Origin of the sequence: Alteromonas pelagimontana, from assembly GCF_002499975.2 — a bacterium.
Taxonomy (GTDB): Bacteria; Pseudomonadota; Gammaproteobacteria; order Enterobacterales; family Alteromonadaceae; genus Alteromonas; species Alteromonas pelagimontana.
The window spans coordinates 136,435-159,578 of the sequence record NZ_CP052766.1; the positions used below are offsets into that span (position 1 = coordinate 136,435).

Consider the following 23,144-nt stretch of genomic DNA (forward strand, 5'->3'; position numbering starts at 1 on the left):
GATGATTGATTATATTGTCCGCCTCTCCGTTGAGCGGCGTTATCTTTGTTTAGTGCTCGCTTTAATATTTGTGGGTATGGGTGTATGGAGCTATCAACGCTTACCTATTGATGCCGTACCAGATATCACCAATGTTCAAGTTCAAATAAATACCGAAGTACCGGGTTATTCACCACTGGAAGCTGAGCAACGAATAACATTTCCGGTAGAAACAGCCATGTATGGCCTCCCTAACCTTTCTTATACCCGTTCCATTTCACGCTACGGGCTATCGCAAATAACGGTAGTCTTTGAAGAAGGGACAGATATTTACTTCGCACGTAATCTCATTGATGAACGACTTGCGAATTTAAAAAGTATTTTGCCGACGGGAATCGAGCCCAAGATGGGTCCCATCGCCACTGGCTTGGGTGAAATATTTGTCTATACCGTAGAAGGCAAGGAAGGCGCTACGCTGCCGAACGGCTTACCTATAGATGCAATGGCCTTGCGGGAAGTTCAGGACTGGATCATCAAACCCCAGTTGGCACAAGTACCCGGTGTGGTGGAAGTTAATACTATCGGCGGTTTCGATAAACAATACCACGTGTCGCCGAGTCCGGAGAGAATGCTGGAGATGGGAGTCACCATGTCTGACATCACCCATGCGCTAAGAAGCAACAATGACAATGCAGGCGCAGGCTATATAGAAAATAATGGGCAGCAGCTCCTCGTTCGCTCGCCAGGTCAGCTAAAAAATCTGGACGATATCGAAAATGTCGTGGTCGGGCGTAAGGGAACGGTACCAATTACTATCAAAGATGTGGCGGAAGTTGGGCTTGGAAAGGAGCTTCGTACGGGAGCCGCAACCCGGAACGGACAGGAAACGGTAATGGGTACCGTGATGATGCTAGTTGGCGAAAATTCGCGAGAAGTCGCTGCAGCGACAGCGAAGAAAGTGCTAGAAATTCAGGCTTCATTGCCAGCCTGGGTAAAGGCTGAAGCCGTCTATGATCGAACTATCCTGGTCGATAAGGCAATTTGGACAGTTCAGAAAAACTTGCTGGAAGGTGCGTTGTTAGTCGTTGTTATTTTATTTCTATTGCTGGGAAACATTCGTGCAGCTCTGATAACAGCAGCGGTCATTCCTATCGCTATGATGATGACGATTACCGGTATGGTTCAGCGAGGCGTTTCTGCAAACCTGATGAGTTTGGGCGCGCTCGACTTTGGCTTGATTGTCGATGGTGCGGTGATCATTGTTGAAAACTGTATTCGTCGACTTTCTCAAGCGCAGCGACAGCAGGGAAATGTGCTACCTCTGAATGCACGTTTGCAGGAGGTGAAGAGCGCGACTATGGAGGTCATCAAACCTAGCCTGTTTGGAGTGGGCATAATCACCGCCGTCTATCTTCCGATATTCACTCTCTCAGGCGTTGAAGGAAAAATGTTTCATCCAATGGCATCAACGGTCGTGATCGCGCTACTGTCAGCGATGCTATTGTCGTTGACAGTGGTTCCCGCCGCCATCGCGGTATTCATGCGTGGCAAAATTAATGAAAACGAAAGCTTCCTGATACGGTGGTCCAAAGCGGCCTATCAGCCAGCGCTTAAGGCAGTGTTAAAGCTAAAAGTAATTGTCCTCACGGGTGCAATAGCGTTGGTAATTTTTTGTACATGGCTTGCCACCACTCTGGGTTCTGAGTTCATTCCTCAGTTGGACGAAGGCGATATTGCTTTACATGCGTTGCGAGTTACCGGTACCGGGTTAGAGCAATCGCTGCAAATGCAGCAACTGTTAGAAGAAACAATCATTGATTTTCCTGAAGTGGATAAGGTTTACGCAAAAGTTGGTACACCGGAAGTGGCAACCGATCCCATGCCGCCCAATGTGGCAGACAATTTCGTGATCTTGAAACCTAAGTCCGAATGGCCAGATCCTGACAAATCCAAATCTCAGCTTGTGCAGGAAATAGAAACTGCAGTGAGCAAGCTTCCTGGTAATAATTACGAGTTTACGCAGCCCATTCAAATGCGATTTAACGAGCTGATTTCAGGTGTCAGGGCAGATGTCGCGGTTAAAGTATTCGGTGATGATCTGGAGCAGCTTTTGTCATCGGCTAACGCGGTTGCGGCGCTGACCGAATCAGTAGCAGGGGCAGCGGACACGCGTGTGGAGCAAGTGGCAGGGTTACCTGTACTGTCAGTCATTCCAAAACGTGAGCTCATGGCCAGGTATGGGCTAAATATCAATGATATTCAATCGTTAGTTTCTGCGAGTATCGGCGGAGAGCAAGTCGGATTAATTTATGAAGGCGATCGGCGCTTTAAACTTGTTGTACGTTTACCTGAGAACCTGCGTAGAGATATCGACAAACTGAAAGTGCTGCCAGTTGCTACAGCGGACGGCTACGTGCCTTTACAGGAAATTGCTGAGTTGGCCGTAAAACCTGCACCAGCACAAATAAGCCGTGAAAATGGTAAACGTCGAGTAGTGGTGACGACGAACGTGCGCGGGCGAGATTTAGGCGGATTTGTGGCAGAACTTCAATCCACGCTGAATGCTGAGCTTCAGCTTGAGGACGGCTACTGGCTGGAATTTGGTGGTACCTTTGAGCAGTTAGAGTCAGCAAGCGAGCGGCTTTCATTGGTAGTTCCTATTACCCTTGCGCTAATAATAGGAATTTTGATCTTAGCCTTTGGTTCTATTAAGGATGCGCTCATCATCTTTACCGGCGTACCGCTGGCGTTAACTGGAGGTGTGTTAGCCCTTTGGCTTCGTGATATGCCTCTTTCTATTTCAGCGGGAGTCGGCTTTATCGCACTATCAGGGGTCGCTGTGTTAAACGGCCTTGTCATGGTCGCCTTTATCCGGCAGTTGTGGCAAGAAAAGGGAGACTTATATTTCGCTGTTGTCGAAGGCGCTTTTATCCGGTTACGCCCTGTCCTGATGACTGCGCTAGTTGCCAGTCTTGGCTTTGTACCGATGGCACTTAACACCGGTACAGGCGCTGAAGTACAGCGCCCCCTGGCAACTGTAGTGATAGGCGGAATTATATCTTCTACACTTCTGACGCTTTTTGTACTGCCCGCGTTATATCAGCTGTTACACAGACGCGATTCCAATTAATTACATTAATGCCCTGCCAAGGCCAGGGCGACTGGAGAAAGTATGGCTCATAATCATTCTCATAGCTCGGAAAAAATTGGCTGGGCATTTTTCTCAAACTTTAGCTTTACCATTATCGAATTTGTTGGTGGCTGGTTAACCAACAGTACCGCTATCATGGCAGATGCTGTGCACGATCTGGGCGATACGCTTTCCATCGGGAGCGGCTGGGTGCTCAACAAACTGGGTGATAAAGGGGCAGACAAGCAATTTACCTACGGCTATCGACGCTTAAGTTTACTTGGAGCGCTTATTAATGGTGTTGTGTTATTGGCAGGTTCCGCTTGGATCCTCTTTGAAGCGATTCCGCGTTTGGCAGATCCAGTCATGCCAGAAACCGAGGGAATGATCCTGTTGGCTATCCTGGGTGTGGCAGTAAACGGCTTTGCCGCTTTTAAGCTTCAAGGAGGAAAAACGCTAAATGAGAAGGTGCTCAACTGGCATCTTTTGGAAGATGTGCTCGGCTGGGTGGCTGTGCTCATTGTTGCCATTGTCATGCAGTTTGTCGCTTGGCCGGTTCTTGACCCTCTGCTATCCATTGGCTTTACACTTTTTATTCTGTTTAATGTTGGACGGAATTTGTTGAGCACCCTAAAACTGTTTTTTCAGGCTGTACCTGATAACCGATTACCAAGCAAGGTTACTCACGTCTTACAGAAACTCGATTTTGTAAAAAGCCTTCATCATTTACATATCTGGTCGCTCGACGGTGAGCATCATGTCGCAACCGCACACGTTGTCGCTCGTTTTGAATCAATCGATGAGTATAGGCACTTGAAACAAAGAATCGCCGAAACGATGGACCAGTTTGGGTTTATGCATACGACTATTGAAATAGAACTACTTGAAGAAGACTGTCGAGATACGAGAGTTGAGAGCTGATTGATTATATGCAATCTGTGTTCAGGTGTCGCAAGTGAACTAATGGCAAATGCTCCTTGACAGCTGTTTCTGCTCGGCATATACCGGGACTTCGCGCCAAAACTAGCGGTAGTTAACAGCACTTTTTTCCATTCCAGACAGGTATAGAAATATTGGCGCGTGGCGTTTAATTTTATAAACCACATTTGGAGTAACAACCGGCACATTCCTTTGCGTGATCTACAATTCAACAATCCACACATTCTCGATTAGGAAAAACATATAACAGCACCTAAGCTTGCTTTCGTGGCAATTGCTGTTGCTACTACCCTTGCGCCAGCCGCCGTTTTTGCACAAGGTAAGAGGTGCCATTGATTTTAATAACCTGACGGGCATCATGAATGAACCGCGTATTTGGGGTATTGAAACAAAATTCTCCTTCTACTAAATTGATTCCACTCCATTAACCAACTGATGGTGTTGAAGAGAGAGCATGCGCTGACGGCTTTTGAATTATTCTTCCGAAAGCGCCTTTTTGCTCACTGCGTTACTGTTGTTTTAAGCCACGCTCGCTAAACGCTGCTCATGCATCTGCGCTATCAGGGTTTGGATCCTTTTACTTGCCTGGATATTTTTTGCATCTCGCTGATAATAAACCTGATCCAGCACATGTCCTTTCTCGTCAATCAGAAAGCTTGCCAGCCTGGTCTACCGGTAAGGTAAAAATATCTGATGCAATACTACCGATCGGGACCTCGGCAAATTGACTACACGTTGATAAAAACAATAAGGCAAGTTCAGTGTAGACAACCGCTTGTCGCCGCCGTTAAGACGTAGCAACGTCTGGAAGCCATCTGAACCTTCTTCTGTACGAATTCCGTGTCGGGATACCAGCTTATCCAATGCTTTGATTCCTGTCGCCATATCACCTCCGCAATGCACTGTATATTTAAACAGTATATCAGTGTTGGTGATAAATCAAACAAAAAAGGCAGCCAGAGCTGCCTTTGCAAGTAGAATTAAGCTGACGATTAATAGTGGCTATCAGATACCACAGTTTCTGACGCTGCTTCAGGCCCTGTTTTTGGTTTACGCCGGAAGATATTCTTAATGTCATCTAAAACAAGATACATTGCGGGTACCAATAGCAGTGTGATCACGGTGGCAAACAAAATACCGAAAGCCAGCGAAATAGCCATGGGTATTACAATTTGTGCTTGTAAGCTTCGTTCAAAAACAATTGGCATAAGCCCCATAAAAGTAGTTAGCGAGGTTAAAACTATGGCGCGGAAACGTTGCGTCCCTGCGCTGATCGCGGCATCTATTAATCTATGCCCCTCTTCCCTCGCACGATTTACAAAGTCGACCATTATCAAGCTGTCGTTTACCACCACACCTGATAAAGCAATAATGCCGCACAGCGATAACACGCTTACTGCCATATCCAGCACCAAATGACCAAAGATAGCGCCAACAATTCCAAACGGAATAACTGACATGATAATTAAAGGCTGCGAGTATGAGCGAAGCGGTATAGCCAACAATGCGTATATAGCAAACAACGCGAAGAGCAAGCCCTTTAGCAAACCAAGCATCGCTTCGCCTTGCTCTCTCGAATTACCCTGCAACTGGAACTCGACGTCAGGATACCGCTCTAGAAGATCGGGCATGATAGTTCTGACAACATCTTGTGTCACTTCACCCGGATCAAGCATGGCTTTATCAACTTTTGCCGTTACCGTGACCGAGCGGTTACCATCTACTCTGACAATGGAATCAAAACCTTGACCCAAGGCTATTTCACCCACTTCCTCAAACGGAATATCATCACCATTGGGTGCTCTGACGCGCATGGTTTCCAAATGCTCAATCGAACTTCGCGCCTCTTTCGGATACCTTACCATCACTTTAATTTCTTCTTCGTCTCGCTGAATACGTTGAACCTCAGCACCATAGAAGCCGTAACGCACCTGTTGCCCAAGTTGCTGTAATGTAATTCCCAAAGCCTGTGCCTGCGGTGTAAGAGACAACTGTATTTCATCACTGCCGCCGGCAAAGGTATCATTAATGTCTGTTACCCCATTATAAGCCGCTAGCTTCTTCTTCAAGTCCTCACTCACACTACGTAACGCATTAATGTCATTTGACATAAATTCGAAATTCAGGTCGGCGCCACCGCCTGGGCCGCCAGGTGCACCAATATTTAATGTTTTTACACCAGGAATTTCCGGCATCATTTCGCGCCAGCGTTGATGGATATCGAAATCGGTAAAGTCACGGGTTTCGCCTTTCGTTAACTCTACAAATATTTCGCCACCGAGGTTTCCAGAGTCAAATGCAATTGCGTGCTTCACCACCGGTTGGCTGGTTTCGTCCTGAAATGATTTATCCATTTTACGCATGGAATCAAGCATGGTAGTAATAGCCTGATCCCGCTGTTTAAGCGACGATCCTGGCTCCAGCTCTACACTAGCCATCATAAAGTCGCTAGGAATATCCGGGAAAAAGACGAATCTCACGATCCCGCCGCCAAACAACCCCACGGTCACAATTAACATGGCTAAAAAAGATGACAAAGTGATATAGCGATGACGTATGGCCTTGGCTAAAAACGGTGCATAAATATTATCAATAAAACGTTTTATGCCCTCGCTGAAGATATCTCTGAACTTCTGAAATCGATTTGCTTTACTGGGATCGTAAGGCTTTAAGTTCATGTGAACCAAGTGCGCCGGTAAAATAAGTTTGGATTCAATAAGAGAAAATATCAGGCATACAATGACTACCCAGCCAATGGTTTTCCAAATTACACCAAAAGGGCCAGATACCATTAACATTGGCGTAAATGCAGCAATGGTAGTCAATACCCCAAAGGTGGCAGGCATAGCTACTTTTTTCACGCCGGCAATAACGTTGTCTGTGCTATGGCCTTTCTTATCTATTTCCGTGTACGCAGACTCTCCCATAATAATGGCATCATCAACCAATATTCCCAGCACCAGAATAAACGCAAACAGGCTAAGTAAATTGATGGAAACACCAATCATATCCATAGGCAACACCAAAAGCGTGCCGAGAAAACACACGGGTAATCCCCAAATTACCCAAAACGCCAATTTCACCTTTAAAAAGAGCGACAATACGACAAAGACCAGCAACGCGCCCCAAAACATATTCGAGAGCATCATATTTAATCTGTCAGCCAGATAAAATGAGCTGTCTCCCCAGGTGTCCGCTTGGATGTTGCCTGGAAAACCGGCTTTGTTTTGATCCAGATATTCGTTCACTAACTTAGAGATTTCCAGCGCATTCTGATCGCCTACGGCCCTTACGCGCAAACTGACTGAGGGCTTACCGTCGAACTGTGCGTACTGATTATCTTCAACAAAACCATCATTGATTGCAGCAATATCGCCCAGCGTTACCCGCGTTCCGTTGGCGTCGTTGAGCAACACAATTTGAGCAAAATCCCAGCCTGTGTAGGCTTGCCCTTTCGTTCGCAGCAGGATATCGCCATTTTCAGTACGAATGGAGCCGCCGGGCAAATCGACACTCGATTGACGTACAACATCCACCACTTCCGAAAACGTCAGATTATATTTTTGCAAGTCTTCTTCAGAAAGCTCAATGGATATTTGATAATCTCTCGCTCCCACCACAGATACACTGGAAATACCGGGAAGATTAGCGATGTCATCCCGCATGCCCTTAGCAAATTCTTTTAATTCTCGCTCAGAAGCCTCGCCGTAAACCGACAACCACAGTACATCCTGCTGGACTTTTTGTCGGTAAATAACCGGCTTTTCTGTGTTACCGGGAAAGCTGGGAATGGCATCAACCTGCACCTTTACTTCATCCAGCACTTCCTGCACGTCATAGTCTTCTTCAACTTCAATGCTGACGGTGCCCATTCCCTCTACGGCGGTTGAAGTAATACGTTTGATTCCTTCAAGATCTTTAACCGCTTCCTCAATCTTGAGGATTACCCCCTCTTCAACTTCCTGCGGTGCCGCACCAAGATAGGGAACCCTGACGTTAATGATATTGATTTCGAACGCGGGAAAAATTTGTTTTTGAATAGTGAACGCGCCAAAAATCCCCCCTATAATCAGAACCCACATCAGCAGATTTGCCGCTACGCTGTTACGGGCAAACCACGCGATAAAGCCACTTTGCGTATCTACTCTGCTCATGGATTGGCCTCGTCTGTATGAATCGCCTCGCCATCTTTGGCCTTATCATTGCTAGCCTGAGCTGTGGGCACTTCATCGCCGGGAAGCCGCACTTTCATGCCTTCATAAGGGTTAGGTACCGCGCTCATAATGACCAGCTCCCCTGCTTCCAGCCCGCCCGAAATATAAACGTTCTGAGCGTTAGAGCGCACCACTTCCACTGGTTTAATAACCAGTTTCCGTTTATCATTTACCGTTAACACCGTGTTATCCAGCCGCAGAACATTGCGCGGCAGAACGAATAAATTTCGATTCTCATTACCTGCTATGCTTGCTTCGACGAACTGCCCAAAGCGCAGCGGAGCACCATCTTCTGACGTTGACGAGTTGCGATAAGGATCCTCCACCTGCGCGATAGCATAAATAACCCGGTTTCCCCTATCCAGCACGCCTTCTGTTCGCACTAAATCTGCAGTCCAGTGGCGGAGCTTTCCGGCCACCTTCGCTTTTAATGCAACATTTCCTGCCGACTTTACGCTTGCGGACAAATCAATAAACGCAAGATCGCTATCAGTAATAGGTAAGCGAACTTCAGCCACATCGGTGGCATAAATTTCCCCCACTACTGCCCCTGTTGAAACAAACTGGCCAAGGTCGATATTACGTTCTACCACAATACCGTTATAGGGCGCGCGAATTTCCGTTCTGGCCAAATTGCGCTTCGCTCTTTCAAGTTTAGCTTCAGCCGCTTTTACATTCGCCTGTTCCTTAAGTAATTGCGGTTTACGCAATCCCAGTTCTGGCGGAACTACAGAGTTCACCGACTGCCACTCGGCCGCCGCCACTTTGCCCCGGGCTTTTTCTTCTTCCAAAGCGGCGGTTGCCTGAGCAAGTTCGGCTTCGGCAAGTTTTAATTCAGTGTGATAATCATCCTGTTCCAGGATGACCAGCACATCTCCTTCTTTAAACATGCCGCCCACGACAAAAACATCAGCAAGAGACGCCACGCGACCACTTACCTGAGCACTGATATTGGTTTGATGTTTGGGTAAAACATTCCCCTGCGATGCAACAGTAAACTGCACTGGCTCCCGATTCACGGGTGAAGCGTCAACCAGGAAGTCCTTCGTCTCTACCGGTTGTTGTTCAGGCGGCTTTCTACTGGTAATCATTACAGCCGCTATAACTATCGCAAGTAAAATAATGATCAGTGGCAGCCCACCTTTCATCCATATCGAATTTTTCATTCAAGTCCCTTAGTTGTATCACCTCATGTCAGTTGCCATGGTAAATGCTGTCGACGAAGCTTCTTTACGCTGTTGAAAAAACTGACTATTGTTATTATGCATCGCTAGTGTAGCGACTTTATTTGTTCACTGCTCGTACTAGTTTGTTAGAAAATATTAATTGCTAAGCTCGCTCTTACGTGTACTTCAGGCTGTTTATATGTTCACGAGAGGCGGCAAATCTAGCATTAATTATTCTTTGTCTCTAGCTGGGGATAATAAATGGCTGTCTTACCTGCTGTTGCGATGGCTACTGTTGTAACGACGCTCGAAAATTTAATTCAGCATTTTCGTGCTCGTGATGATCCTAAAGATAATTTATAGCTGTATTTTTTGTAGTCCAACTATGCTGCGCAGCACAAAGAGAGAAGCCATGAGTCTGAAAAAACAATATTTGAAGTCGAAGTCGGTATGCAAAGTGACCTTCAGGTTAAGCGCTACTGAGGCAGGTAAAGCCGATACCGCGAAGCTGGTCGGTGATTTTAACGCTTGGGATACGACAGTTGAACCAATGAAAAAGCTGAAAAATGGCGATTTTACTCAGACTGTGACATTAGAAGCAGAAAACGAATATCAATTTCGTTATTTACTGAATGAAAATGAATGGGAAAACGACTGGGAAGCTGATGCTTATGCGCCCTCGCCGATTGGGACGGCAGAAAATTCTGTGGTGAGAGTTTAGTTATTAACGAAGGCTGCGAAAATGCAGCCTTTGTTTTCTTATATGCTTAGTAAATTTTTATAACGCCTTTTCAAGTTCCGGTAACAGTTCAAACAAATCACCAACCAGGCCATAATCAGCCACCTGGAATATTGGTGCATCTTCGTCTTTGTTAATAGCAACAATAACTTTAGAGTCTTTCATACCCGCCAAGTGCTGGATAGCACCAGAGATACCTACAGCTATATAGAGCTGAGGTGCAACAATTTTTCCCGTTTGTCCCACCTGCATATCATTAGGGACAAAACCGGCGTCAACGGCTGCACGTGATGCGCCGATTGCAGCCCCCAACTTATCAGCGATGCCTTCCAACAAACGGAAGTTTTCGCCATTTTGCATACCGCGGCCACCAGAAATAATCACACTCGCTGCCGTTAACTCAGGACGTGCAGACTCTGTTAGCTGTTCTGAAACAAACTGACTCTTGCCTGCAGATTTAACGATGTCAGATTTTTCAATTGGTGCAGAACCGTTGCTTCCTTTTTCATCAAAAGCCGAAGTTCGTATTGTCACCACTTTAATTTTGTCTGAAGATTGCACAGTGGCGATGGCATTACCTGCGTAAATCGGACGAGTGAAGGTGTCAGCGCTTTCCACGCCAATTACGTCTGATAGTTGGGCAACATCTAATAAAGCTGCCACGCGAGGCATAAAGTTTTTACCGGTTGTCGTTGCTGCTGCAATGATATGGCTGTAGCTGTCAGCAAGAGCAACAATCAGATCCGCTACATTTTGGGCTAGCTGATGGGCATAAGCTTCATTATCCGCAAGAATAACCTTTTTCACCCCATCAATTTTAGCGGCGTCATCAGCGATGTTTTGGGCGTCCTGACCAGCAACAAGAATGTGGATATCCCCGCCCATTTTAGTGGCGGCATCTACCAACTTTGCGGTTTCGGGTTTAAGTTGTGAATTGTCATGTTCTGCATAGACCAATATTGTCATGAGATCACCTTTGCTTCATTTTTTAATTTATCAACCAACTCTGCAACATCGGCAACCTTTGTTCCGCCGCCACGTTTTACCGGAGACGTCACCTTTACTACCTTCACGTTTGACGTCAACGATACACCAAAGTCAGAGGCGCTTTTTACCTCCAAAGGCTTCCGTTTGGCTTTCATTATATTCGGCAACGATGCATAACGTGGGTCGTTGAGGCGCAAGTCGGTGGTAATTACCGCAGGCAAAGACAATTTTACGGTTTGTGAGCCGCCATCAACTTCCCGTTTAACAGTTACCGAATCTCCCTCTACTACCACTTCTGAAGCAAAGGTTCCTTGCGGCATGCCAGTTAATGCTGCAAGCATCTGGCCGGTCTGGTTGTTATCGGAATCTATGCTTTGCTTACCCAGAATCACAAGATGTGGCTGTTCTTCTTCAACAACTTTTGCCAGTAATTTTGCTACTTGAAGAGAATCTACCTGTTCTTCGGTGTCAATTTGAAGACCGCGATCCGCTCCCAGTGCCAGTGCGGTGCGTATTTGCTCCTGACAAGCCTTCGACCCGATAGAAACCACCACGATTTCTGTCACCACACCTTTTTCTTTTAACCTTACCGCTTCTTCGACGGCAATTTCGCAGAAAGGATTAATGGCCATTTTTGCGTTAGTCAAGTCTACGCCAGAATGATCTGCCTTAACTCTCACTTTCACGTTGTAGTCAATGGCACGCTTGACTGGTACAAGTACTTTCATAGATACCTCAATCGTTGAGTTTTCGGTGTTTCCACACTAATTCGTAAACAGCAAGACTTACCTAAAAGATCAATAGGGTATTGTTCTTATGTCGCTCTTCAGGTGAGTTGACAATAGAAAGCATGCCCGCGGTTTATTCACTTAGTAGTAAACGAGGAACCCAAAATTCCTGTATTCGGGTATTTACGTTAACGTAAACCTGCCAACAAATTTACTTACTGTTGACGTAAACGTCAACCTCGTTTACCTTTCATTACAACAATTCCTCTACTACCTTTAAACGCCCGACATGTATCTGTCATTATGCATTCTGGCAAATAATCAAACAGGAGCCGCTCATGGAACGCGAATCAATGGAGTTCGATGTTGTCATCGTTGGTGCTGGTCCAGCCGGCTTGTCCACTGCTTGCAAATTAATGCAGCTAGCTCAAGCGAACAGTCAGGAGCTGACGGTATGTGTGGTTGAAAAAGGCTCCGAAGTAGGCGCTCATATTCTTTCTGGTGCCGTTTTTGAACCAAAGGCGTTGGATGAGTTATTTCCAGACTGGAAGGAAAAAGGTGCGCCCCTTACCATTCCGGTCACTGAAGATCATATTTATCTGCTCAACGATGACGCCTCCGCCAGAAAGCTGCCGAATTGGATGACCCCGAAAACCATGCACAATGAAGGTAATTACATTGTGTCGATGGGAAATATATGTCGCTGGCTGGCTGAGCAAGCGGAAGCGCTGGGTGCAGAAATATTTCCGGGATTCCCTGCTGCAGAAATAATTTTTAATACCGATGGCAGCGTAGGTGGCGTGATTACAGGCGACATGGGAGTGGGAGCTGACGGACAGCCGAAAGATGGGTTTATGCCCGGCATGAAACTGCGTGCAAAATATACCGTTTTTGCTGAAGGTTCTCGCGGTCACTTAGGTAAACAACTAATAGAGAAGTTTGCGCTGGATAACGACGCTACAGCTCAACATTATGCCCTCGGATTTAAGGAAATATGGGATGTCGATCCTTCTCTTCATCAGCCAGGGCTGGTAGTTCACGCAGCAGGCTGGCCGTTGTCTCACGCCAGTGGCGGCAGCTATCTTTACCACGCGGACAACAATCAGGTTCTGGTGGGCCTTATTGTCGATTTAAGTTATAAAAATCCTTACTTAAATCCATTTAAGGAATTTCAGCGGCTGAAGCATCACCCGGTATTTAGTCAGTATCTAAAGGGCGGAAAACGTGTCTCTTATGGTGCGCGAGCTATCACTAAAGGCGGTTTTAATTCTCTTCCCAAAATGACTTTTCCAGGCGGACTGCTGGTAGGTTGTGATGCGGGCACACTGAATTTCGCGAAGATAAAAGGCAATCATACCGCAATGAAATCGGGAATGATCGCAGCAGAAACCCTTTTCGATGCATTGACATCAAACGGTAACAGCGCGACTTCAGAACTCATGGATTATTCCAATCGTTTTAAAAAATCCTGGGTCTATGATGAATTATTTAAATCCAGAAACTTTGGCTCAGCCATTTATAAACTGGGAAATTTATGGGGAGGAGCGTTTAACACTCTTGAACAAAACGTTTTTGCCGGCAATATGTTTGTTACGCTGAAAGATAACAAAGCTGATTACGCAAAGTTAGACAAGGCAGAAAATCACCACCCTATCGCGTATCGTAAACCGGACGATGTATTAAGCTTCGATATATTATCTTCAGTTTTCCTTTCTAGTACAAACCATGAAGAAGATCAACCTTGTCATTTACAGTTAAAAAATAAAGCCATTCCTATTGACGTTAATTTACCTGAATATGCTGAACCTGCGCAGCGTTACTGTCCTGCGGCTGTATATGAAGTAGTTGAAGAAAACGGTAAACCAACATTTCAGATTAATGCGCAGAACTGTGTCCATTGTAAAACTTGCGATATTAAAGATCCCTCCCAGAATATCCGGTGGGTAACACCTGAAGGCGGCGGTGGGCCAAATTATCCAAATATGTAAATCAATTTTTCAAAAATTAAGTTAAAAGCGGCAAATAGCCGCTTTTTTTTTGTTTAAAATTTAACTATTATTCTGATAATTCTTGGAAAATAAACGTAAGGTTAATAAATGAACGAATTTTTGGATATTTTAACCCATGGACGGCGTTTGCAGGGCGCGGTTAAGGACCTTAGCGTTGAAGAACTGTTAGCAGTTCAGGAAAAACTGGCAAATATTGTCGAAAAACGGAAAGAAAAAGAAGAAGAAAAGCAAAAAGCAGATCAAGAAAAGCTCGCTAAAATTGCTGATATTCAGAAGCAAATGGAAGTGGCTGGCGTGGATTTAAATGATCTGAAAGCGCTACCTTCTGAAAAGAAAAAGCGGGCGTCGGGTAAAAAACGTCCTGTTAAATATCAGATTAAAGATGCGCAAGGCGAGACTCATTCCTGGACCGGAATCGGCCGCACGCCTAAAATTTTTAAAGAAGCGATAGATAACGGCAAAGATCTTAAAGACTTTTCTATTTAGATAAAATGGTGGCAGTTGCCACCATTATCTTTTTTCTTCTGATGTAACAACTACAGTTTTTTTCATATGACGAAACCGCTGTTTTATCAAACTCACAAGGCAGGCACTGACAGGCCTTGGTTGGTGTTGTTACATGGTCTTTTCGGGAATCTTGATAATCTCGCGGTCGTGAGGCGCCATTTTGAAGATCGTTTCAATATTTTAAGCGTAGATTTACCTGACCATGGGCAATCCTTTCATCTTTCTCATTTTACGCTGCAAAGTTGCGTTGAAAGTTTAATCGAAACGTTAGATCTGCTTTCTGTTGGTGAAGCCTCTCTGCTAGGGCATTCTTTGGGAGGTAAAGTGGCCATGCTTTCTGCTCTTATCCATCCGGAGCGGGTAAAGCAGCTTATTGTTGCTGATATCGCACCGGTAACTTACGCCCCCAAACATCAGAATATTTTCAGAGGGCTGCGCAATGTGGATCTGGCAAACCTCACTCGTCGCCAAGAAGCTGATGCCGAAATGGCAGAATATATTTCAGAGCCAGGCGTCCGGCAGTTTCTGCTTAAAAGTCTTTATCAGGATGATAATAAGATTTGGCACTGGCGATTCAATGTAGAGGGGCTTATCAATAACTATGACGAAATTCGTCAGTGGCCAAGCCTTGAAAAAACCTTTGTTAAGCCCACCTTATTCATTAAGGGTGGCAATTCCAGTTATCTGGACTCGCGATATCGAGAAGACGTTGCCAGGATATTTCCAGCAGCGAAAGCAAGAGTTATCGAAGATGCTGGTCATTGGCTGCATGCAGAAAAACCTGCTGAATTTAATAAGCTTGTTGAAGCGGAATTAACGCGCTGTTGATTGCTTTTGCAGCAATGATTTTTAAGTAAATTTAAACGTTTTTCCTCTGCGCCAGACCCGTAGAATGTGGTATAGTTTTCGCCGATTTTTCATCAAGAGATAGTATGCTCGCAGAAAATTACGAACTCATTGAATCCATCGTACTTTATCTCGGCTTATTCTGCCTGTTTGTACTGATGGGCTTTGCCGTGCATGATGTGCTTAAGAAAAACAATGTCCCTCTTATTGGCCGAGTTGTCGCGTATGGGGTGTTGGGTCTTGGCTCATTAGGTTTTATTGCCAAAGGAATCATTGAAATTTTCTGGCTAAGCTCTGGTATATAATATATTAAGTAAAAGGTGAGGTTAGTTATGGCAAGTGTTGGCCTATTTTTTGGAAGCGACACAGGCAATACAGAACATGTCGCAAAAATGATTCAAAAAGAACTAGGTAAGCACCTTATTGATGTTCACGATATTGCGAAAAGTAGTAAAGAAGACATCGCCGGATTCGATTTACTGATTTTTGGTATCCCCACCTGGTATTACGGTGAAGCACAATGTGATTGGGATGACTTCTTTCCCGATTTGGAAGATATCGACTTCAATGACAAGTTAGTGGCTATTTTTGGCTGCGGTGATCAGGAAGATTATGCAGAATATTTTCTCGACGCCATGGGAATGATCCGCGATATCGTAGAACCACGAGGAGCGATTCTGGTTGGCCAGTGGCCAGCGGAAAGTTACCATTTTGAAGCTTCAAAAGGCATGGCTGACGATAAGCATTTTGTCGGGTTAGGTATTGATGAAGATCGTCAGCCTGAACTTACTGATGGACGCGTTAAAGCCTGGTGTAAGCAGTTATATGAAGAGCTTTGTCTTGCTGAATTAGCGTGACCTTAAGTATTAACAGAAAGCGAGTTTTCCACTCGCTTTTTTTGTTTCTTTATTTCACGTTGGTTAACGCTTTTCATAATTCGCTGGTTCCGGAAATTGGCCGTCTTACCTGTTGAAGAACCTTCTTATAGCGTCCTCTATTTTCGAGGGCTTGTAGCGAGTTGTCTGTGCAGGGCGAGAGCGCGAATGTCTTTTAAACAATAAGTGAAAGTTTATTAGGCGAACTTCTGGGGCATGGATGCTCCAGCAGAGCCACTAGGGATGATTTTACGGCGTTTCGGATAAGAAAATTTTACATATTTCCACGGCTGGCGGTTTTTCGCTGTGATGGCGAGAGGTAGCGCCAGCGACGATTTTTTTGCGGTTGTAAGGTTTTTAATCGACTGCAGCGTCGTTTTCCGGATGTTAAAGAAACGGACCGCCTCTAAAGCTAAGTAAGTTTAAGGTTTGAGTAAATAATTCTTTTGCCCGAAAATCGGGCATTTACCTTAGAAAGCTCGGCTTTTACTTCCAAATCAGCACAACTTACTTATAATAACTGCTAACTGCGAACATTCCCTGAATTTGGTATTCCATGGATCAAAACAAAGAACTTAAAAAGGCCGGTTTAAAGGTAACCCTGCCTCGGTTGAAAATCCTGCAAATACTGCAGAATCCAATGAACCAGCACATCAGTGCTGAAGACGTCTATAAAATCTTAATCGACCACGACGAGGAAATAGGGCTGGCAACCGTATATCGGGTGCTCAACCAGTTCGATGACGCAGGCATTCTTAATCGACATCACTTCGAAGGCGGAAAATCGGTCTTTGAAATAAGTCACAAAGATCATCATGATCATCTGGTATGTTTAAAGTGCGGAAAGGTTATCGAATTTGAAGATGATATGATTGAACGCCGACAAATTGAAATTGCCAACGAAAACAACATGAAGCTGACCCATCACAGCTTGTATCTTTACGGAGAATGCACTGACGGCACCTGCGACCAGCTTGACGATGAATAACTAATTCACCACCTGAAAGCCTGCAATGCAGGCTTTTTATTAATACTAATCCATCTTGATGTGTGATCAGCTCAGAGATAGAATTCATCTAATCAAGGCACATTGGTGAAGGGAATTCCCAGGCCTTTCAAACCAATGTAACGCAGGGTAGATGGATTAGTATAAGATGTCGTTTAAAAATTAAATTTGTGCTGATTAAACGCTTCTATGGCTTGCTGCCAAATTTTTCCTACCTTGCCGTTCCCCACCGGCTTTCCTTCAATTTCAATTACCGGTGCAATTTCTTTGCTGGAACTGGTTAACCATACTTCTTCAGCGGCGAGTAGCTCTGCTAATGGGAGCACCGTTTCCTCCACAAGAATGCCTTCCTTTACCAGACACTCTATTACTAACTTACGCGTAATACCCGGTAAGATTTGATGATCCAGCGGCGGAGTTTTTATCACGCCGTTACTAACGATAAAAACATTGCTGGAGCTAGCTTCAGAAATCTCTTTATGCCGATTAAACAAAATAATTTCCTGCTTCCCTTCCCGCTTTCCTTGCTCAAAGTGCATAACATTTCCCAGCAACGACGTAGATTTTATATTACAGCGTTGCCAGCGTTTATCTTCTCCTAACGCGACATGAAGACCTTTAACTTTAGACGCATCAGGCACCGGCGGAGGCGGGGTTGCAAAGGCAAAGGCAAAGAGTGTGGGAGTAAGATCATCTGGATAAGCATGACTACGGGTAGCATCAGCACCCCGGCTTATCTGAATATAAATACCCACACTTTCTGATTGAAGCAATTCGTTATTCTTTGTAAGCAGCGAATTTACCACTGCACGCCAGTAATCAGCAGGAAACGGGGAGGAAATTTCCAGCATCTCCAAGCCCTGTCGCATTCGTGCCATATGGGCGTTAAACCCTATCGGTTTGCCTTGCAGGGTTGGTATCACTTCATAAATACCGTCCCCAAACAGAAAACCTCTGTCCATGGGAGAAATTCGCGCCTCGGCTAGTGGTAGATAGTCGCCGTTGAGAAATGCAATAGTCATCGTTTAGACACTCTGTAGAAATCGTTTTAGTTTTTGTTCGCGCAGCAGCCAGTTAGCGCGTGCATTATTGGGATCAACTGCTCGAAAAGCAACGGTGTCGCCGGGTACCGCCTGCGCTAGCCGAGCTAAATCGTAACTCGCTACGCAACCTATTTTTGGGTAGCCCCCCAATGTCTGACGATCCCGCATCATAACGATAGGCTGGCCGTCCGGAGGGATCTGTATGGAACCGGCGTTAATTCCCTCTGATCGCATAGACGGTGGTGCGCCAGCTACCGGATGCCCCGACAACCGATACCCCATTCTATCAATCTCTGTCGTTAAGGAATATTCTTCATTAAAAAAACGCCGAATGGAAGTTGTAGGAAAGCTATCGTACTGATACCCGTTAATGACTTCCAGAGCCGATGTTAAAGTGTAGTCAGGGCGCAAAATATCAGGGATCTGCCGATCTGCATTATTTGGTAAAGTTGTCACTGCGATGCAATCGTTGTTTTGCAGCGGCTGACCGTTGCCCGACAGTCCACCCAACCCTTCCCTGCGGACAGTGCTGACGCTACCTACTATTTTAGCAATCTGCCACTGCCCCGCTATCGCCACGTAACTTTTCGTGCCGAAACGCTTCGTATCGATTGAAAGCGTATCGCCCGCTTTTAACCGCAAGGTTTGCCATGCACTCATGCTACGTCCGTTTACGATGACTGATACCTCAGGCCCTGTTATCGCCACAGCTAAATTTTTCTGCGCTTCAATAGCTAAAGCGCCTATAGCTTCAATAACGGGATTATCTGCAGCGTTGGCGCAAAGCCAGTTGGCCCAAAAGTAGGCGCTCTCGTCCATCGGCCCGGATTCACAAAACCCCTGATGCTGTGAACCTCGTCTGCCGCTATCCACCACCAACGCCAGTGGTCCTGACTGCAGAATCTTTATACCTTTACCCATTGTCATTGAGCAATTCCCGATATTTTTCTTCGGAAACAGGATAGAATGTCACTGTATCTCCAGCGTTGAGTTTACCCGGCGGCGTCACAGCCACATCAAACAAGCTCACTGGACATAGCCCTAACAGATTCCATCCACCGGGGGAAGCTTGCGGATATACTGCGGTTTGTCTGTCTGCTATTGCAACCGCGCCCTTAGGCACCCGCTTTCTTGGCGTTTCCAGCCGCGGACACGTTAGCGCTACGTCGGTGTCTCCCATGTATGCAAAGCCGGGGGCAAATCCTACCGTATACACCCGATACTGCTGCTCACTGTGAAGCCGAATAATTTGTGAGTGCGTCAGTCCTGTTAAGCTGGAGATCTTCGCAAAGTCATTTGCTTCGGGAGCTTCATACCAAACCGGCAACCGATGGTGTACCCCATTTTGGTTTTGGCTAACGCCCGAATTTTCAGCCTCGGTTTGCCGCAAAATTTGGTAAACATAATGAGAATCCACCTGTTCGATATCAAAGATAATTAACAACGAATCATAAGCAGGCAGGAGCTCCTTTAGCCAAGGGTATTGTTGGCTTTTCAGTGCTTGAAAATAGGCCTGAACCTCTTCATTTGCTTTTAAAAGCGACGTTTGTTCAAAATAAATGATTACACCATCAATGCCCGCGTAGGCCGTTGACGTTATAACGCCAAAAGGCTGCATGTTAACTTGGAACCGCTTGATTAGCACTAAGCCCACGCTTGTCCAACTCTTCGCGTACTTGTTGCGCCATTGCTATGGCATCAGGTGAGTCGCCGTGAACACAAATGGAATCTACCTTAATAGTTAGCCTGCGGCCGGACTCAGTGGTAATTTTTCCCGAATCCAGTAGTTCATTAACTTGCTCAAAGGACGCTTCTGCATCCAACACCGCGCCTTCTTGATGCCTGGACACTAAAAAACCTTCGTCGGAATAGAGACGATCGGCAAACGCTTCAAACAATAACGTTATACCCAACTGCTCTGCTTCATGGATAAATTCACCTGCAGCTGGATGGGCCTGGATCATAAGTGGCAACGCGCCCTTTTCAAAATGTGCAACGGCTTGCATCACCGCTTGGCGAAGCGCCGTATCTTTCATCAAGTCATTATACAGTGCGCCATGAGGTTTAATGTAGCGCACAGCCACACCCTGACATTTTGCCATTCCGGCCAGTGCCGCCACCTGATAATGCAGACAAGCAATAATTTCTTCCCGTTCCATTTTCATACTTCGACGCCCGAATCCTTGTAAGTCCGGGTAAGCAGGATGAGCACCAATCGCCACGCCGTGTCTTTTTGCCGATGCAATCGCCTGCTGTATCGCCAACGGATCTCCTGCATGAAAGCCGCAAGCAATGTTTGCTTGGTCAATATAAGCCATGATTCGTTCATCAACTGGCATTTTCCAGGCGCCGTAACTTTCGCCCAGATCACAATTAAGCATCATAGTTATTTAGCTCTCCCGTACATTTAGTTATCATGTTACCCGCAATTTCATAAACAGTCAGGCCTAATGATAAACGTTGGTAAGCTTAACCGGCTCATAGTAAAAGCCGAATTTCCTTTTGGATTCCATCTTTCTACGCAGGATGATGATGAAAGATTAATTACCTTACCCGCCACTCGCGCACCTAAGGGCATGAAAGTGGGTGACGAAATAGAAGCCTTTGTCGCCACGGATGAAGACAGGCAATTAGTGGCCTATTTGGGCAAGCCCAAGCTTGAGGCGGGTGAAACGGCGGTACTAAAAGCCACCGGCGCAACGCATTTTGGTGCATTTTTCGACTGGGGTCTGGAAAAGGATCTGTTAGTGCCTGTGAACTTTCAGGAAAAACCGATAAACCCCGGTATGCATTATGTAGTTCACGCGTTCTATGATGAGGAAAGCGGCCGGGTGTTAGGCGCCACACGTCTACATTATTTTCTTAATGAAGCCGCCCATGAACTAAATGAAGGTGATGATGTTGATTGTCTGGTTTACTCACGTACCGATCTTGGGTTTAAGGTGGTAATAAATCAGCGTTACCTAGGGGTTATCTTTCATAGCGATGCTTATAAATCTCTTAACGTTGGCTCCCAAACTGCGGGCGTAATAAAGCATGTTCGTGATGATGGCAAAATAGACGTTGTGCTTCAGCGGGTTGACAGCAAAGGCAGAAAAAACTTAGAGGAAGCGATCATTGAGGATCTAAAAGCCCACGGCGGTCTTTCGACATTAACGGATAAAAGCCCACCCGACGAAATTTACGCCCGCTTTGATGTAAGTAAAGCGGCATACAAAAAGGCGCTGGGGGCGCTGTACAAGCAAAAACGTATTGTTATCGATAAACAAGCCGTTCGATTGGTTAGTAAATAAGGATTATTGGTTATGAAAGCGAATGTCGTGTGGGATGAGGGGCTGACTTTTACCGGAAATACCGAAAGCGGTTATAAAACGGTAATGGATGGTAACGGTAACGCTATATCTCCAATGGAATCCGTGCTGCTGGCAGTCGGTGCATGCTCAAGTATTGATGTTGTAGATATCCTCAAAAAGGGCCGTTTGAACGTTGCTCACTGTGAGTGTGCATTAGAGGCAAAGCGTGCAGAGAATCCGCCTAAGGTTTTTGAAAAAATTCACGCCCACTATAAAGTGAAAGGTGATGGTTTATCTGAAAAAGCCGTCGCTCGCGCAGTATCGCTTTCAGCAGAAAAGTACTGCTCAGTTATGCTGATGCTGAAAGGCAATGTAGCGATCTCCACAAGCTTTGAAATTATTGCAGAAAACTGATTTGTGATTTTCGCCATAAAATAGTGAAAAAAGCCACGATAGAATCGTGGCTTTTTTATTTTCTCGCTCAACCGATTCTCATCTTTTTGATTTAAAAAGGTTTTTTATTCCCTCCTCTGATGGCATAGTCAATGCTCATTCTACGGCACTACTCAACATATCTTCCTTTATACAGGTATTTGCCATGGAACGAACTTTCTCCCATTTTACCCAAGCCGCTTATTTTACTGCCTTTATTGGTGCTAGCGTTATGTTATACGGTTGTGGTAACGCCGACGCTATCGATTCGACATTACCGCATGAAGCCAGTGTTATCACCATTCCGGTAGAAACAACGGCTGTCACGACCGGTGCCATTGCCTCGAATTATGCAACAACAGCGATATTAGAAGCCCGTGAAGAAGCCTTTGTCGTTGCGCGCGCTTCTGGCATTATCGAAGAAATTTACGTGGAAGAAGGTGACTATGTTGAAAAAGGTGAGGTTCTGGCGCAATTGGATAAAAAGCGCTACGAACTGAATTTATCTAAAGCAAAAGCCGATCTCGTAGGCCTGGAAAAAGAGCTGGATAAGATCAACAAAGTTTATTCCCAAAAATTGGTTAGCGATGACACTTTCGACAAACTTTCTGCGCAATATGAATCAGCCAAAGCGACAGAAAAACTGGCTGAGCTAGATTTAACCGAAACCACCATTATTGCGCCGATCAGCGGTTATATTGCAGAACGTAATGCCAAAGTAGGAAATCTTACAGAATCCTTTCAACGAGAAAAAATGTTCCATATCGTTCAGCAAAAAGCGCTGCAGGGAATTGTTTATCTGCCGGAAAGCGAGTTAACGAACATTCACAAAGACCAGGCCGCCATTCTGACTATTCCTGCTCTGGCAGATCAAGAAGTGATTGGATATGTAGAACGTATCAGCCCCGTAGTTGATGCCCAGACTGGTACGTTTAAAGTGACATTGCGCATACCCAACCAACAGGAAATTTTAAAATCCGGCATGTTTAGTGAAGTTGCGCTAACCTATGCCATTCGAAAAAACGCCACATTGCTGCCTCGGCAAGCACTGGTGAGCATAGACAACAAGACCAGCGTTTTTGTAGTAAAAGATGGTGTAGCACAAAAAGTTGATGTGATTCTGGGTTTCCAGGAAGGTGATCACGTTGAAGTTTTAAATGGCTTGACTGGAAAGGAAACCGTGGTAACAGTCGGCCATCAGAATCTTAAAGATCAGTCTCCCGTTGAAGTAGTAAATAGCTAAGCCTCACG

The 23,144-nt window shown here is 45.5% G+C and carries 21 protein-coding genes; 12 read left to right on the top strand and 9 right to left on the bottom strand.

Translation table 11 applies throughout. The features are described from left to right. The first annotated feature begins 1 nt into the window (after nt 1). Both CA267_RS00660 and CA267_RS00665 read left to right on the top strand, forming a co-directional pair. Entirely contained in the window at nt 2-3,109 is a 3,108-nt protein-coding gene (locus CA267_RS00660) for an efflux RND transporter permease subunit (protein ID WP_075609258.1), read from the top strand. 42 nt (nt 3,110-3,151) lie between these two features. Next, complete coding sequence (locus CA267_RS00665; protein ID WP_075609257.1) at nt 3,152-4,030, top strand: cation diffusion facilitator family transporter; 879 nt, start codon at nt 3,152-3,154, stop codon at nt 4,028-4,030. Nucleotides 4,031-4,717: 687 nt separating this feature from the next. Here CA267_RS00665 and CA267_RS00670 read toward each other — a convergent pair. The 3 genes from CA267_RS00670 to CA267_RS00680 form a co-directional block, all read right to left on the bottom strand. Next, nucleotides 4,718-4,933, bottom strand: coding sequence for a hypothetical protein (locus CA267_RS00670; RefSeq protein ID WP_139316238.1), 216 nt, complete (start codon nt 4,931-4,933; stop codon nt 4,718-4,720). Nucleotides 4,934-5,040: 107 nt separating this feature from the next. After that, the gene (locus CA267_RS00675; protein ID WP_075609256.1) at nt 5,041-8,202 is read right to left on the bottom strand and encodes an efflux RND transporter permease subunit; all 3,162 of its coding nucleotides are present in this window, start codon (nt 8,200-8,202) and stop codon (nt 5,041-5,043) included. Further along, nucleotides 8,199-9,428 carry an efflux RND transporter periplasmic adaptor subunit gene (locus CA267_RS00680; protein ID WP_075609255.1) on the bottom strand — a complete coding sequence of 410 codons (1,230 nt, stop codon included), beginning with the start codon at nt 9,426-9,428 and terminating at the stop codon, nt 8,199-8,201. Before CA267_RS00680 ends, CA267_RS00675 begins: the two co-directional genes overlap by 4 nt. A 412-nt stretch (nt 9,429-9,840) precedes the next feature. Here CA267_RS00680 and CA267_RS00685 point away from each other — a divergent pair, with 412 nt between their 5' ends. Continuing rightward, nucleotides 9,841-10,149 carry an isoamylase early set domain-containing protein gene (locus tag CA267_RS00685; RefSeq protein ID WP_075609254.1) on the top strand — a complete coding sequence of 103 codons (309 nt, stop codon included), beginning with the start codon at nt 9,841-9,843 and terminating at the stop codon, nt 10,147-10,149. Nucleotides 10,150-10,206: 57 nt separating this feature from the next. On the opposite strand, the gene CA267_RS00690 is transcribed toward CA267_RS00685, so the two are convergent. Then, entirely contained in the window at nt 10,207-11,133 is a 927-nt protein-coding gene (locus CA267_RS00690) for an electron transfer flavoprotein subunit alpha/FixB family protein (RefSeq protein WP_075609253.1), read from the bottom strand. Next, complete coding sequence (locus CA267_RS00695) at nt 11,130-11,882, bottom strand: electron transfer flavoprotein subunit beta/FixA family protein (RefSeq protein ID WP_075609252.1); 753 nt, start codon at nt 11,880-11,882, stop codon at nt 11,130-11,132. Before CA267_RS00695 ends, CA267_RS00690 begins: the two co-directional genes overlap by 4 nt. Nucleotides 11,883-12,220: 338 nt before the next feature. Here CA267_RS00695 and CA267_RS00700 point away from each other — a divergent pair, with 338 nt between their 5' ends. The 6 genes from CA267_RS00700 to fur all read left to right on the top strand — a co-directional run bounded on the left by CA267_RS00700 (nt 12,221) and on the right by fur (nt 17,107). Continuing rightward, complete coding sequence (locus CA267_RS00700; protein WP_075609251.1) at nt 12,221-13,870, top strand: electron transfer flavoprotein-ubiquinone oxidoreductase; 1,650 nt, start codon at nt 12,221-12,223, stop codon at nt 13,868-13,870. Nucleotides 13,871-13,978: 108 nt separating this feature from the next. Beyond that, on the top strand, nt 13,979-14,377 hold the full coding sequence (locus CA267_RS00705; protein WP_075609250.1) for an H-NS histone family protein: 399 nt from the start codon (nt 13,979-13,981) through the stop codon (nt 14,375-14,377). Nucleotides 14,378-14,443: 66 nt separating this feature from the next. Further along, entirely contained in the window at nt 14,444-15,226 is a 783-nt protein-coding gene (locus CA267_RS00710) for an alpha/beta fold hydrolase (protein WP_075609249.1), read from the top strand. Between the two features lie 104 nt (nt 15,227-15,330). Beyond that, on the top strand, nt 15,331-15,549 hold the full coding sequence (locus CA267_RS00715) for a DUF2788 domain-containing protein (RefSeq protein WP_075609248.1): 219 nt from the start codon (nt 15,331-15,333) through the stop codon (nt 15,547-15,549). 27 nt (nt 15,550-15,576) lie between these two features. Continuing rightward, nucleotides 15,577-16,101, top strand: coding sequence for a flavodoxin FldA (gene fldA / locus CA267_RS00720; protein ID WP_075609247.1), 525 nt, complete (start codon nt 15,577-15,579; stop codon nt 16,099-16,101). A 574-nt stretch (nt 16,102-16,675) separates the two neighbouring features. Next, on the top strand, nt 16,676-17,107 hold the full coding sequence (gene fur, locus CA267_RS00725; RefSeq protein ID WP_075609246.1) for a ferric iron uptake transcriptional regulator: 432 nt from the start codon (nt 16,676-16,678) through the stop codon (nt 17,105-17,107). Nucleotides 17,108-17,280: 173 nt separating this feature from the next. Here the strand turns inward: fur and CA267_RS00730 are convergent, their stop codons facing one another. Genes CA267_RS00730 through CA267_RS00745 form a run of 4 tightly spaced genes read right to left on the bottom strand, consistent with a single transcriptional unit; the run spans nt 17,281 to nt 20,552 of the window. Further along, the gene (locus CA267_RS00730; protein WP_075609245.1) at nt 17,281-18,147 is read right to left on the bottom strand and encodes a D-amino acid aminotransferase; all 867 of its coding nucleotides are present in this window, start codon (nt 18,145-18,147) and stop codon (nt 17,281-17,283) included. A 3-nt stretch (nt 18,148-18,150) separates the two neighbouring features. Beyond that, nucleotides 18,151-19,095: a 5-oxoprolinase subunit C family protein gene (locus CA267_RS00735; protein WP_083638431.1), complete on the bottom strand. Its 945-nt coding sequence runs from the start codon at nt 19,093-19,095 to the stop codon at nt 18,151-18,153. Next, nucleotides 19,082-19,786: a 5-oxoprolinase subunit B family protein gene (locus CA267_RS00740; RefSeq protein ID WP_075609243.1), complete on the bottom strand. Its 705-nt coding sequence runs from the start codon at nt 19,784-19,786 to the stop codon at nt 19,082-19,084. Before CA267_RS00740 ends, CA267_RS00735 begins: the two co-directional genes overlap by 14 nt. Before the next feature lies 1 nt (nt 19,787). Next, complete coding sequence (locus CA267_RS00745) at nt 19,788-20,552, bottom strand: 5-oxoprolinase subunit PxpA (protein ID WP_075609242.1); 765 nt, start codon at nt 20,550-20,552, stop codon at nt 19,788-19,790. Between the two features lie 66 nt (nt 20,553-20,618). Here CA267_RS00745 and CA267_RS00750 point away from each other — a divergent pair, with 66 nt between their 5' ends. The 3 genes from CA267_RS00750 to CA267_RS00760 all read left to right on the top strand — a co-directional run bounded on the left by CA267_RS00750 (nt 20,619) and on the right by CA267_RS00760 (nt 23,136). Continuing rightward, nucleotides 20,619-21,461, top strand: coding sequence for a CvfB family protein (locus CA267_RS00750; protein WP_075609241.1), 843 nt, complete (start codon nt 20,619-20,621; stop codon nt 21,459-21,461). A 12-nt stretch (nt 21,462-21,473) separates the two neighbouring features. After that, nucleotides 21,474-21,875: an OsmC family protein gene (locus tag CA267_RS00755; protein WP_075609240.1), complete on the top strand. Its 402-nt coding sequence runs from the start codon at nt 21,474-21,476 to the stop codon at nt 21,873-21,875. A 184-nt stretch (nt 21,876-22,059) separates the two neighbouring features. After that, nucleotides 22,060-23,136 (top strand): efflux RND transporter periplasmic adaptor subunit, encoded by a 1,077-nt coding sequence (locus CA267_RS00760; protein WP_083638429.1) that lies wholly within the window; start codon nt 22,060-22,062, stop codon nt 23,134-23,136. Nucleotides 23,137-23,144: the final 8 nt, after the last annotated feature.

Excerpts from the sequence above, each read along its gene's own strand:
- CA267_RS00660 (WP_075609258.1), top strand. The coding sequence starts at position 2 with ATGATTGATTATATTGTCCGCCTCTCCGTTGAGCGGCGTTATCTTTGT.
- CA267_RS00665 (WP_075609257.1), top strand. The coding sequence starts at position 3,152 with ATGGCTCATAATCATTCTCATAGCTCGGAAAAAATTGGCTGGGCATTT.
- CA267_RS00670 (WP_139316238.1), bottom strand. The coding sequence starts at position 4,933 with ATGGCGACAGGAATCAAAGCATTGGATAAGCTGGTATCCCGACACGGA.
- CA267_RS00675 (WP_075609256.1), bottom strand. The coding sequence starts at position 8,202 with ATGAGCAGAGTAGATACGCAAAGTGGCTTTATCGCGTGGTTTGCCCGT.
- CA267_RS00680 (WP_075609255.1), bottom strand. The coding sequence starts at position 9,428 with ATGAAAAATTCGATATGGATGAAAGGTGGGCTGCCACTGATCATTATT.
- CA267_RS00685 (WP_075609254.1), top strand. The coding sequence starts at position 9,841 with ATGAGTCTGAAAAAACAATATTTGAAGTCGAAGTCGGTATGCAAAGTG.
- CA267_RS00690 (WP_075609253.1), bottom strand. The coding sequence starts at position 11,133 with ATGACAATATTGGTCTATGCAGAACATGACAATTCACAACTTAAACCC.
- CA267_RS00695 (WP_075609252.1), bottom strand. The coding sequence starts at position 11,882 with ATGAAAGTACTTGTACCAGTCAAGCGTGCCATTGACTACAACGTGAAA.
- CA267_RS00700 (WP_075609251.1), top strand. The coding sequence starts at position 12,221 with ATGGAACGCGAATCAATGGAGTTCGATGTTGTCATCGTTGGTGCTGGT.
- CA267_RS00705 (WP_075609250.1), top strand. The coding sequence starts at position 13,979 with ATGAACGAATTTTTGGATATTTTAACCCATGGACGGCGTTTGCAGGGC.
- CA267_RS00710 (WP_075609249.1), top strand. The coding sequence starts at position 14,444 with ATGACGAAACCGCTGTTTTATCAAACTCACAAGGCAGGCACTGACAGG.
- CA267_RS00715 (WP_075609248.1), top strand. The coding sequence starts at position 15,331 with ATGCTCGCAGAAAATTACGAACTCATTGAATCCATCGTACTTTATCTC.
- fldA (WP_075609247.1), top strand. The coding sequence starts at position 15,577 with ATGGCAAGTGTTGGCCTATTTTTTGGAAGCGACACAGGCAATACAGAA.
- fur (WP_075609246.1), top strand. The coding sequence starts at position 16,676 with ATGGATCAAAACAAAGAACTTAAAAAGGCCGGTTTAAAGGTAACCCTG.
- CA267_RS00730 (WP_075609245.1), bottom strand. The coding sequence starts at position 18,147 with ATGACTATTGCATTTCTCAACGGCGACTATCTACCACTAGCCGAGGCG.
- CA267_RS00735 (WP_083638431.1), bottom strand. The coding sequence starts at position 19,095 with ATGACAATGGGTAAAGGTATAAAGATTCTGCAGTCAGGACCACTGGCG.
- CA267_RS00740 (WP_075609243.1), bottom strand. The coding sequence starts at position 19,786 with ATGCAGCCTTTTGGCGTTATAACGTCAACGGCCTACGCGGGCATTGAT.
- CA267_RS00745 (WP_075609242.1), bottom strand. The coding sequence starts at position 20,552 with ATGATGCTTAATTGTGATCTGGGCGAAAGTTACGGCGCCTGGAAAATG.
- CA267_RS00750 (WP_075609241.1), top strand. The coding sequence starts at position 20,619 with ATGATAAACGTTGGTAAGCTTAACCGGCTCATAGTAAAAGCCGAATTT.
- CA267_RS00755 (WP_075609240.1), top strand. The coding sequence starts at position 21,474 with ATGAAAGCGAATGTCGTGTGGGATGAGGGGCTGACTTTTACCGGAAAT.
- CA267_RS00760 (WP_083638429.1), top strand. The coding sequence starts at position 22,060 with ATGGAACGAACTTTCTCCCATTTTACCCAAGCCGCTTATTTTACTGCC.